Annotated in this window: 9 protein-coding genes; all 9 read right to left on the bottom strand. The window is 50.9% G+C overall.

Annotated elements, in window-relative coordinates; translation table 11 throughout:
- Positions 1-376 precede the first annotated feature (376 nt).
- The 9 genes from purB to Q0X57_RS04870 all read right to left on the bottom strand — a co-directional run bounded on the left by purB (position 377) and on the right by Q0X57_RS04870 (position 11,270).
- Entirely contained in the window at positions 377-1,711 is a 1,335-nt protein-coding gene (gene purB, locus Q0X57_RS04910; protein ID WP_297728482.1) for an adenylosuccinate lyase, read from the bottom strand.
- Between the two features lie 181 nt (positions 1,712-1,892).
- Positions 1,893-2,240, bottom strand: a complete 348-nt coding sequence (gene rplT / locus Q0X57_RS04905) for a 50S ribosomal protein L20 (RefSeq protein ID WP_007364385.1) — start codon at positions 2,238-2,240, stop codon at positions 1,893-1,895.
- A gap of 59 nt (positions 2,241-2,299) precedes the next feature.
- Positions 2,300-2,494 (bottom strand): 50S ribosomal protein L35, encoded by a 195-nt coding sequence (gene rpmI / locus Q0X57_RS04900; RefSeq protein ID WP_007364378.1) that lies wholly within the window; start codon positions 2,492-2,494, stop codon positions 2,300-2,302.
- Between the two features lie 159 nt (positions 2,495-2,653).
- Positions 2,654-3,283 (bottom strand): translation initiation factor IF-3, encoded by a 630-nt coding sequence (infC, locus tag Q0X57_RS04895; protein WP_297728474.1) that lies wholly within the window; start codon positions 3,281-3,283, stop codon positions 2,654-2,656.
- Between the two features lie 102 nt (positions 3,284-3,385).
- Positions 3,386-5,338 carry a threonine--tRNA ligase gene (gene thrS / locus Q0X57_RS04890; RefSeq protein ID WP_297728471.1) on the bottom strand — a complete coding sequence of 651 codons (1,953 nt, stop codon included), beginning with the start codon at positions 5,336-5,338 and terminating at the stop codon, positions 3,386-3,388.
- Between the two features lie 141 nt (positions 5,339-5,479).
- Entirely contained in the window at positions 5,480-7,918 is a 2,439-nt protein-coding gene (locus Q0X57_RS04885; protein WP_297728470.1) for a hypothetical protein, read from the bottom strand.
- A gap of 10 nt (positions 7,919-7,928) precedes the next feature.
- A complete protein-coding gene (locus Q0X57_RS04880) occupies positions 7,929-8,942 on the bottom strand; it encodes a FimB/Mfa2 family fimbrial subunit (RefSeq protein ID WP_297728468.1) in 1,014 nt (337 codons plus the stop codon).
- A 71-nt stretch (positions 8,943-9,013) separates the two neighbouring features.
- Positions 9,014-10,099: a hypothetical protein gene (locus Q0X57_RS04875; protein ID WP_297728466.1), complete on the bottom strand. Its 1,086-nt coding sequence runs from the start codon at positions 10,097-10,099 to the stop codon at positions 9,014-9,016.
- A gap of 46 nt (positions 10,100-10,145) precedes the next feature.
- Positions 10,146-11,270, bottom strand: a complete 1,125-nt coding sequence (locus tag Q0X57_RS04870) for a hypothetical protein (RefSeq protein WP_297728463.1) — start codon at positions 11,268-11,270, stop codon at positions 10,146-10,148.
- Between the last annotated feature and the right edge of the window lie 845 nt (positions 11,271-12,115).

Here is a 12,115-nt window from a genome sequence, read left to right as displayed (position 1 = left end):
TAGACAATCTTGCAAGCAAGATTGTGAGACTGTTGACTTTTGCAACAGTCTCCTCCATGGCAGAAATCTGAGGGTGGAGAAAATCGGTAAATTCATCCGTAGATATTCTGGATTATCCAGCGAGGAAACGAAAAACTCTTCGGAACTTTGATTTCACTCTTCCGAAGTTTCATTTCATTCTTCCGAAGTTTTATTTCGCCTCTCCGTGGGGAATTTTCGTTTCTTCGTGAGCTATTGGGAAATTCCTCGGGAGATGTCGGACTTAGCGAAGATGTATGAGTATCGATAGCGCTATGAAGTCAGGTTCAATCCACATATCCCAGAGTTGTCGTCAAGTGTAGTTTGTAGAGTAGCTAGATATAATGCGTCAGCCCTGCTAGAGCCCCACGTAGTTGTGCGGGGTGATCTGACGGAGCTCCGCCTTGACCTCCTCGGCAACTTCAAGCGTATCGATGAAGTGTGCGATCGTCTCTTGGCTTATCTCCTCGCCCGTACGGGTCAGAGCCTTGAGCGTCTCGTAGGGGTGTGGATAACCCTCACGACGGAGGATCGTCTGAATAGCCTCGGCGACGACAGCCCAGTTGCAGTCAAGGTCATGAGCGATGCGCTCGGGGTGAATGACCAGCTTGCCGAGTCCCTTGGAGAGACTGCTGAAAGCGATCAACGTGTAGCCCATCGGGACGAGCTGATTGCGGATCACCGTTGAGTCTGTTAGGTCACGCTGCAGACGAGAGATAGGGAGCTTGGAGGCTAGATGCAGAGCCACCGCATTAGCTAGTCCGAGATTGCCCTCGGCATTCTCAAAGTCAATGGGATTGACCTTGTGAGGCATAGCACTAGAGCCAACCTCTCCCGCCTTGATCTTCTGCCCGAAGTAACCCATTGAGATGTAGTTCCAGAAGTCTCGAGCGAGATCGATGAGGATTGTGTTGATACGCGCCATCGCCTCAAAGAGAGCAGCGAGATTGTCGTAGTTGGAGATCTGCGTCGTGTACTGCTCACGCTCCAGACCTAATGATGTGAGGAAGCTGTTGCCAAAAGCAACCCAGTCAATCGCTGGATAGGCGACATGATGCGCATTGAAGTTGCCCGTGGCTCCGCCAAACTTGCCCGTGATGGGCACCTGCTCCAAAGCTTTCGTCTGCTGCTCCAAGCGGTAGACGAAGACCATGATCTCTTTTCCCAAACGCGTCGGGCTAGCAGGCTGACCATGCGTACGAGCCAGCATAGCGACATCGTGCCACTCATTGGCGAGCTGACGAAGCTGCTCAATGAGCTGCTGAAGGGTAGGTAGGTAAACCTCGTGCAGCGCCTCACGAAGCATGAGCGGGAAGGCGGTGTTGTTGACATCTTGCGAAGTTAGTCCGAAGTGGACATACTCCTCTATCTCCTCTAGACCCAGCTGAGGAAGGTGACGCTTGATGTAGTACTCGACAGCCTTGACATCATGATTGGTCGTAGCCTCTATATCCTTGACCTCTTGCGCAGCCTCTGTGGACCACTCCTTGTAGAGCTGTCGTAGGGCCTGTTGCTTAGGCTCCGTGATGGCTTTGCTCAGTGCGGGTATCGCTTGGGTGAGTGCTATGAGGTACTCCACCTCGATGCGTACACGATAGCGGATGAGTGCAGACTCGGAGCTGTAAGCAGCTAGGGGAGCCGTCTTGCTCGCATAGCGGCCATCTAGGGGAGAGATTGCTTGAAGAGCGGACATACTGTTGTGGATTGAAGAGTGTGGTAAGATGACAAAAGGAGCTTGCTACCCTCCGGTAGCAACTCGATAGGAGATGGATTAAATGAATGACTAGACGCAAGACTCAAGATCGTGATGTCGTAAAGAAGACATCGTGCGTCCTGTGTCTTGCGCCTAGGCTCTGTATTAGAGGAGAGCTCGTTTAGCCTCTAGCCTTTTCGCAGATAGACTTAAAGGCTTCGGGATTGTTCATAGCGAGGTCAGCGAGGACCTTACGATTGATCTCAATCCCCTGCTTGTGTAGGGCACCCATGAGTGTAGAGTAGGACATACCCTCTAGGCGTGCAGCCGCATTGATACGCTGTATCCATAGAGCACGGAAAGAGCGCTTCTTATTCTTGCGGTCACGGTAGGCATAGGTGAGACCCTTCTCCCAGCCATTCTTGGCTACGGTCCATACGTTTCTGCGGGCACCGATGTATCCGCGGGTTAGTTTGAGTATTCTCTTGCGCTTAGCTCGTGAAGCGACGTGATTTACTGATCTAGGCATTTCTTGTGTCGATTAGTGTGTTTGATAGATACGTACTAAACTCTGTGTGAATCCTCGATTTAGAGGTTGAGCATCTCCTTAACGCTATGCTCATTGTGCGGGTGCACGAGAGCAGTGTAGGTAAGATTGCGCTTACGCTTCTTGCTCTTTTTGGTGAGGATGTGACTCTTGTACGCATGCTTACGCTTAACGCGTCCGCTACCTGTCAGGAAAAAACGCTTCTTGGCGCCTGATACTGTCTTCTGTTTAGGCATTTTGGTTGGATTTTGATTTGTGTGAAACTATTGTTAGACTCACCCCTCTGACCAACTACCTAGAGGCACGCCTATGCCCGTTTGGATAGTCTGCTACACACCTGGCGTAGCGGGTGGAGTAGGTGGATTTACTTGCTTATGAATGTGTCTGTGCTATGACTATTCGTTATCCTTTTCCTCAGATGCTTCTTGATCCGTCGGCTCCTCGCTGGTCTGCTTCGGCTCCTTCTTCTTACCCTTGGCAGAGGCGGGCTTGGGTGCTAGCATGATCGTCATGCGCTTACCCTCTAGCACGGGCATACTCTCCACACGTGCTAGCTCCTCTAGGTCATTGGCAAAGCGGAGAAGAAGTATCTCGCCCTGATCCTTAAAGAGGATGCTACGACCACGGAAGAAGACGTACGCCTTGACCTTAAAGCCATCCTTGAGGAAGCCCTCGGCATGGCGTAGCTTGAAGTTGTAGTCGTGGTCATCCGTCTGAGGTCCGAAGCGAATCTCCTTGACCACCACCTTAGCCTGCTTAGCCTTCTGCTCCTTCTGTCGCTTCTTCTGCTGGTAGAGAAACTTCTGGTAGTCAGTCACACGACATACGGGCGGCTCTGCGTTTGGCGAGATCTCCACAAGGTCTAGCCCCTGAAGCTCAGCTATACGACGAGCCTGCTGGATAGGGTAGACTCCCTGATCTACGTTGTCACCGACCAGACGTACCTCGCGGTGAGGTATCTGCTCGTTGATGCGGTTCGGTTGCTCTTTGATGGGTGGACGTCTGAAATTTCTACTGTTTGCCATTCGTCTGCAATTAGCAGTTAGTGATTCGTTAGCAGTGTGCTAGGTTTGGTTATTGGATCAAGTACTTAGATTGATGCGATCTGTCGGGATAAAGGGTGGGGACTACGCATTTGCGTTCATCTGACTCTCTATCTCCTTCAGGATACGCTCGGCAAAGGTACTAATTTTTTCTGTACCTGCATCACCCTCGCCTTGCTTACGCACTGAGACTGTGCCGTCAGCCTGCTCTTGCTCGCCGACGATTAGCATGTAGGGGATACGCTTGAGCTCATTGTCACGGATCTTGCGACCCACCTTCTCGTTGCGGTCATCGACCGATACGCTGATGTCCTGCTCGCTTAGAGCTGCAGCCACCTCGTATGCGTAGTCGTTGAAGCGCTCTGAGACTGGTAGTATGACCACCTGGTCGGGAGCCAGCCAGAGAGGGAACTTGCCCGCCGTGTGCTCTATGAGTACCGCTACGAAGCGCTCCATTGATCCAAAGGGGGCGCGGTGTATCATCACCGGACGGTGCTTCTGATTGTCCTCGCCCGTGTACTCTAGCTCAAAGCGCTCAGGCAGGTTGTAGTCTACCTGAATTGTACCGAGCTGCCAGCGTCTACCGAGGGCATCCTTGACCATAAAGTCTAGTTTTGGTCCGTAGAAAGCTGCCTCGTCGTACTCAACGTGGGCGGGTAGACCAGCCTCCTGACAAGCCTCAATGATAGCCTGCTCGGCACGATCCCAGTTCTCCTCGCTACCGATGTACTTGCTGCGGTCAGTCTGGCTACGTAGCGAGATCTGCGCCTCAAAGTTCTCAAAGTCTAGCGCTCTAAAGATGATGAAGATGATCTCCATCACCTTGAGGAACTCCTCCTTGACCTGATCAGGACGGCAGAAGATGTGGGCATCGTCTTGCGTGAAGCCACGTACACGTGTCAATCCGTGTAGCTCACCACTCTGCTCGTAGCGATAGACCGTACCAAACTCAGCCAGACGTACAGGCAGATCCCTGTAGGAGTGTGGCTTGAGCTTGTATATCTCGCAGTGGTGGGGGCAGTTCATCGGTTTAAGCATGAAAGCCTCCCCCTCCTGAGGTGTCGTGATTACTTGAAATGAGTCTGCGCCGTACTTAGCGTAGTGACCACTCGTCTTGTATAGCTCCACATTGCCGATGTGAGGCGTCATCACCTGCTGGTAGCCGTAGCGCTTTTGGATACGCTTGAGGAAGTCCTCCAGCTTGAGTCTTAGCTGTGTGCCACGTGGTAGCCAGAGAGGCAAGCCCTGTCCGACACGCTGTGAGAAAGCGAAGAGCTCCAGCTCCTTACCTATCTTACGGTGGTCACGCTTCTTCGCCTCTTCAAGCAAAGCAAGGTACTCATCCAGGAGTTTCTTCTTCGGGAAGGTGATACCATATATACGAGTCAACTGTCTGCGCGTCTCATCGCCACGCCAGTAAGCGCCAGCCACGCTCAGCAACTTGACCGCCTTGATCGGAGCTGTAGAGGGAAGGTGCGGACCACGGCATAGGTCGGTGAAGGCACCCTGCGTGTAGGTCGTGATGGTGCCATCCTCTAGATCGTTGATGAGCTCTAGCTTGTAGGTCTGACCCGTCTTCTTGAAGAAGTCCAGCGCATCGCTCTTAGAGATCGCTTTGCGCTCGAGCGTCTCCTTGCGGCGAGCCAATTCAAGCATCTTAGCCTCAATCTTCGGCAGATCCTCTGATTTGATCACCTGATCGCCCGTATCTATATCATAGTAAAAGCCCGCCTCGATAGCAGGCCCTATGCCAAACTGCACGCCAGGGTAAAGCTCCTGCAGAGCCTCCGCCATAAGGTGAGCCGAGGTGTGCCAGAAAGCGTGCTTACCACCCTCGTCCTCCCACTTGAGGAGCTTGATGTGGGCATCCTGCATGAGCGGTGTGCGCACATCTATGAGCTTACCATCGCACTCGGCCGCTAGGACCTCCTGCGCCAGTCGTTCGCTGATGCTATTAGCTATATCTAGCGGGGTCGAGCCCTGCTTCATTTCCTTAACACTCCCATCGGGTAGCGTGATATGTATCTGATCAGACATAAGTGGTGTGTTGTAGTCGACTAAAAAGGAGTCCGTTGCCACGGTAACATACTCCAAAAGGTATATACACCGCAAAGGTACAAAAAAAGCACTCACGGAGAGTGCTTTGTTTTTGTACGATGTCTCTATCGTAGGGTCGTCCTAAGGCTCCCAGAGCTTGTCGTAGAAGAGGATTACAGGGAAGCCGTTCCAAGGGCCCGTTGGATAACGTGCTCCATTTTCATAGGAGGGATGAAAGATGAGGTTGCCCCCGTGACTATTACTGTCCCACTCAAAGCCAAAGCAGAGGAATGGGTCTGAACTCCCCGAACGATAGTACGGCTTCTCTCTAGGTGGTGATAGCCAGTAGTAAGAGCCCCACTTCTCGGCTGGTCTTAGCTTGCGAGCTCCATTCCAGTTCGCAGCATAGTGGATCTCTCTACGTATGCGATTGTCCTTGAAGAAGTAAAAGAAGTGTCCTGACATCACGTAGTCGGCAAACTTATTGCGCTGATAATTGAATCGCTTAACCCAGTGACGACTGAGCGGTATGCTCTGTAGCCAGAACTTATTATCTCCTGCTGAGTATAGGTAGACACCCATGGCGGGTGAATAGTGAAAAGTCCCCTGATCCTCGTCTACCTTGCCCTCTTTGAGACCGCGTAGGCCAACGTACATCGGACGCACCTGTCCGACCTTAGTGCCCGTGAGTAGAGCTGTCTCCTCTGGGCTAGTCTTGCGAAAGAGTCCCCAGCAGTAGAAACTTTGGTCCTTGACTCGTAACTGCTCTGTCTGCCACGTAGGATTAAATATGTCCGTTGTGTATTCGATGTGATTACCTGGATAGGCGTCAGCTTTGCGAGGATTCCCAAAGACAATAAGACGTGAAGCCATCACCGCTTGCATCTCATCTTGGGTTGGAATATGGTAGCCAGCGATAGGTGCTGCGTCTTTCTTGTAGCGTAGTCGTAGACGGTCATTCTGATAGGAGCCGTCAGGCTGCTGGTTGGTGACGTAATCAAAGGAGAAGTAGCAGGGATCATTGTTTGCCGTCACAAGAAGTTCGTATTTCTTAAAGGTAGGCTTCGTCTGATGTGTATCTTTTGGCTGTAGGATAGGTGTTGTACGGCACATATAGTCAAGAGGCGATGGAGCTCGATTCTCTATGACTACCTGCAGAGGGACGATACCTGTGAGTGGCTTGCCCTGCTTGTCGCGTAGCTTAGTCGCACTTACGAAGGAGAGCTGAGAGCATCCTCCAGGAGCTGGCTTATCCCCACTGAGGATCTTGTTGTCAAAGTCCGGGTCGTCGCTCAGTACATACCCCCTACGCTCTTGACTAGTGTACGAAGTATAGACCGCAGTCATAGGTATCTGCTCCTTACCGTCGAAGCGCTTCATCTCTTGGTCGGTGATAGGCATACCCCATAGGTAGAGATCTTGGGGAAGTCTACCGCTTTGAGCGTCCATAATTCGGTTGTTCTTCTGCTCTAGATTTGGATGCCCAGCGAGTTGCTTCTCATAGTTTCGATAGGTGATGAGTGATGGACCCATCATGACGAGATCTTCTGTCTTCATATAGATACTCTCGAGGGTGGGGAGTGTGTTCCCTGAGGCAGAGACGTGACTAGGGGTCATAGGACTCCAAGACAAAGAGCTGAGTACGCTCCCCTGACCGATGCGAGGTAGCTTGTCTGGTGAGAGATCATAGGAGACGTTGGCATGTAGGACATTGGTCTCCACCTTGAGTCCTTGCATAAGAATTGGGAAGGAGCTTTTGTTGCGCACCTCTACACGTAGGAGTACGCCCGGCATCTTGAGCTTGATGGGATTCCTCGGCGTGTTTTCTACGACACGATTATCGCTGATTTGTACAGGAGTCCACTCGGAGAAAAAAGGGATCTCTATATCTCTCACTGGAGTAGTTCCAGCCCTCTTTAATGTGCTAAATGATATAGGACCTTCGTAGCCAAGTCGCTCATTCCAAGTCGCAGCGGTCATCGTGATACCTTGATTATCCTTTCTAAAGAAGGAGTGCTTGGGGTTGTCATAGATACACATCACATACCAATCCTTACTCCCTGGCTCTAGCTTTTCCGCACTGCCCATTAGTGCGATGCCACTTAGACGTTGACGAGGAATTTGGAAGGTGTTATCTCCATTGCCCTTGTATCTGACATGGTCTAGGTAGATGGTGTTGATGGGTTTGCCTTGAGCATCCTTTTGGCTGAGGATGACGATCATATTGTCGCCACTCTTTGTGGCAAACTTAAATTGTACCTTCCCCGTCTGGGCGCTTGTCTCTAGGTCTATCGCTCGTAGCGACTGCTCAGGGTGCTCACGCAGGTACTCGGGGTCCTCGTCACAGCTTACAGCGTTGCGGAGGGGGGTAGTCTCGGCCATACGTGTGTTGAGCTCTAGCTCGATGGTGACGGGCTTATATCCTTTGGGTATAGGTTGCTCGGAGGCTGAGTTGCCAGGCTCGCCTGTCTCTTGGGGCTTATCCTGCAGGTCGCAGCGATCTGCCACGCATGCTGCCAGGAGGAGCGCCGAGAGGAGTGTCAGAGCGAGTGTCCTAGTGTAACTATATGGTGTATTCATGAGAATCTATTTATAGGGATTTGAAACCATCAGGGCTAATGTTGACCACGCCCCACTGAAACGGCTGAACGACTACTCCCAGTTCGCCAGTAAAGGAGATGAGGATGGGGATATTGACCTCGTGCTGTCCCCTGAGGGGTATGTGGTGTGTGGTGAGGTAGCTCTGTAGGTCTATAGTCTTGAAGATATGAGCTGGCGAGCCCTCGTCTGTTAGTTCTAGCGTGACGCTTGGGACCTCATCTATACGGAGTAGGTCAAAGCGGGCTCTGTAGAGGTCTTGCTCTGCATCATGCTCCAGCTGAGGGGCAAAAGCCTTAAGACGAGTCGGCTGTGGAATGGTTGAGGTATAGCCCGTAAAGGCGTAGTGCGTGCCCGCCTGGTTGATGCGTAGCTGAGGCCTGCCTTGACTACGCACGCTCGCCTTGTGAAAGGTGTCAAACCCTCTGACAGCTACGTCTAGGCTGACATGTGCTGAGGCAAAAGGTACGACTGCAGGCTCCTCTGACTCGAGTGCATCTAGGTCTACTAATGTATTGGCATAGTATAGCGAGTCGGTCGTCTGGTAAGTCTCCGAAGCCTCGGGGCGAACAGACAATTCAGCTGAGGTGATGCGGCTCGTATTCGTTACCGTAGAGTGGTCTCCGAGGTTGCCCCAGACGATGATGCGCCATCGCCCGGTGTAGATGTTTTGGAGGTTTACGCCATACTTGAGGTCCTGTGCGGAGAGTGTCTGATCATAAGCTAGGCGACCGTCCTCATAGTAGACATATAGGTGTCCGCTACGTATGTGTTGTGACAAGACATTTGTCGTGCCGTCTGCGGTATAGACGAAGTTGATATGTGTGGGGGGGCACTTACTGAGGTCTTCGTATAGAGAGCAGGAGTTTAGTCCGACTAATATCGATAGCAACAGTAGTATGACTAGATGAAACTTGTAGGGCAGATGCATAACTAGGGTTGGCTTCGTGGGGCTGTGCTTGTGCGGTGTGTAGATGAGAAAGGGGGCAGGAACTCTCTGAGACATCAGACTGTGCTGAAGTCTCAGAGAGTTGGTTGGATTAGTAAGATGACTTACTGCTTGTAATCCCTGCTAGATTAGATCTGAGGTAGGATGTTTTGAGAGGTCCAGGTACAGGCCTTGACGATAACTTGTAGATACTTCCTACCCTTAGACTCAGGCTCTGGCGTATCGGGATTGGTTGGGTCGGGTGTACCGTCACTAGTTGTCTTGAAGTGGTCGTTGAGACCCTTTAGGTCAAGCTTGTAGATGGTGCCAGCAGCAAAACTGTCTAGGTCATTGTCTTGAGCTTTCTTGAACTTGGTGATGGTGACAAAGCGTGTCTGAGGCGTGGAGGGGTAGCCTTTGGCAATAGCAGTCGCAGAGTACTTGATAGAGAGCTTGAGCACTACGTGGTCATAGTCACCTCCATTTTCACTGGTCTTCTTAGGGAACAGCTGATAGGCAGCAGCCTTAGACCCGTTTTTAAAGTTTTCTTTCTCCGAGTCGCTGATAGCATCTTTCATAGACCCTTTAAGAGCTGGAGTGGTTGCAAAATCGTCAAACGTCGCATTAGCTCCAGTGAAGTAACGGTTGGTAGCATTGCGAGTGGGTAGGTAGTTATTGATGTAGACCTCTTTGACTTCAATGGACTCAAATGCGTTCTTGCCATTATTCGCTTTTGGCTCTATCTTACCAAATACCTCTAGACGAGTGAAAGCTGGTTTCGGGGTGAACTCAACCTTGTAGATGGTACTGCCATCAGTTGCTGTCGTGGGGGTTACTTGTGTTGCGGGAGCAGATAGAGGAATCTTTGTTGAGAAGACGCTGGCTTTACTTTGCCACTGGTCGATAGCCGTTTGATCGGTTACCTCAGCGTTGGCACTAAGTGCTACGGTGTTGACAACTTGACCAACTTCAATCTTGGCTCCGTCTTGTGTCTTAGCCTTTGTGATTTCGTCTGGTGTCAGTGTTATCTTACGTCCATTGTCCAGCGTGAGAACCACATTCTCCGTGATGGTCGTTGTCGTACCGTTGTTGATCTGACCTTCGAGCGCACGAAGCTCGGCGTCATCAATGCGGAGGCTGAGGACAGCGTCTTCTGTTTGCTTGGGCTCTTGCTTCTTACAGGCGAAGAGCGTTAGTGCCATCAGGGCGATGGCGAGTGTTCTTACTTTGTTCATACTTAGTTTGTTGTTTAGTTATATGGTTGTTAATAAGCTTACTTGTTTAGTCCCACTCAGTGGACTCGTCAGTGATAGGTGGGGTCTCGCCAGGAGTCTCTACCAGGCCCACGACATTGATGAGTGGCACTTCGGGTTTGTCTGATGTGGGGTCGTTGTCTGAGGTGAATTGGGCGAAGATGAGGGATAGGTTGATGTTGTAGTTGCGCCCCGCTTCAAATCGAGCTAAGCGTCCTAGCCCTGTAGCTCCCTTGACGAGGTAAGACTGTATGGTGATAAAGCGATTGGTATATCGCTGACCGTTCTTGTCGTAGTCTAGTCTTATGATTAGGTGGTCAATAGAGCTGGGCGACTCCTCCGTGCGGGGGAATACGTAGTAAAAGTCTGCATAGCTGTTTCGTCCTGTCTGCCTATCATACTGTAGGAGCTTGTCATGGAGCGCGTTCTCTAGGTTGTGCATCTTCTCCTTATGACCGAACCAAAAGCCCCCATTGCTGGGAAAGTAGTCGGTGTAGGAGAGGTTGGACCGCTCGCCTGTCGATCGGTTATCAATATAGTTGTTGATGTACAGACCTGTGATACGTACGTTTTTGATCTCGCCTCCAGCTACTGCATAGGAGCCAGAAGATACACCCGAGACGACCTCTAGTCTAGCGACAGGAGGCTTGGGGTATAGCTCTACGGCAAGCCCATTGGAGCGCCTTTGTATAGAGACTTTGTTCGAGAGTAGGGGCATCTCGGCGATGGTGCGCCCCTGGTAGTCTAGTATGTTGTTGCTGAGACGCTCAGGATTGCATATGACAGATATAGCCTCGCATCGAGAGGGTACGGTGAGCTTGTATCCATCGGGAGCCTTGAGCTGGGCTATCTCACGTGAGTTCGCACTAAAGGTGACAGCTGGCTGTACCTCAACACGCTTTGAGATGTCCCAAAAGTGGATCTCGACAGATGAGATATCTGTCTGTCCGATCTCATAAGGGTCGGACATTACGTTACCCATACCATAGTTCGTCCCGAGGGCACGCATCGAGCCTAGGGCAGGGAGTCGTATGATGAGCTCCTTGCTCGCTTGAGGAGCTTTGGAGCAACTCACTATGAGTGTGATAAGTATGTATGCCAAGACGCCTCTATGTACGAGGTGGCTGACAAAACTCTTGTTGCAGTCATCCATATATATAGATGTTTAAGCGTAAAGAAAGTAGGGGAGTGGAGAGGACTAGGTGTATGTACTCTGACTAGCCAGTTAGCAAATCAGAAGAGCCCCTCACGCAGACATCCATGATATACAATCACAGTGTCTACATAAGGAGCTTATGTGTGTGTGCCCTCAGGGCAATCCCTCGATATGGTATATAGGTATCCCGCAGTACAGATAGTATCCGACAGCCTCTCCGCAAAGCTTCGCCCAAAGCACAACGAGAGCATCAACGACTTTTGTCGCTAATGTATACTCGGTGAGTTGAGAGCCTCTCCAACCGTTAATATAGGTTATTTTCGGGGGGGGGGGGGGTACACATGTTCAGACTGCTAAAGTATTCCCACTGCAAAGGTACGAATAATTTTTGAAACGGCAAACAATTCGGACAATAAATCTTCGACCAAATACTCCTAAGAGCTGCTGTGAAGGTGCACGAAGGACGGACAGGAGATCTCTGCAAATCTAAAATCCACGGAAGAAATCCCTCAATAGCTACCGAGGAAATGAAAATTCTTCACCGAGGGCCGAAATAAAAGTTCGGAAGAATGAAATGAAACTTCGGAAGAAGCAAATCAAAGTTCCGAAGAATTTGTTCGTTCCTCCGTGGAGAATTTCATTTTCCTCCGTGGACAATTCTGATTTCCCTTGAGCCGTGGGAGTCCGATTCTCAAGCAGAGCACGAGGTACACCAGGTTATGGTAAAAAAAGTGAGCGTGCTGACTGTACTTAGTCAACACGCTCACGCTTGGGGTGTAGTATGAGTGGGGCGATGCCCCTACACTACCTTATGACGAGTGCTTACTCAAAGGGGAAGCTCT

The organism is uncultured Porphyromonas sp., assembly GCF_947254915.1.
GTDB lineage: Bacteria > Bacteroidota > Bacteroidia > Bacteroidales > Porphyromonadaceae > Porphyromonas.
The sequence above is the reverse complement of the archived record's forward strand: the minus strand, read 5'-3'. Positions and strand labels throughout refer to the sequence as shown.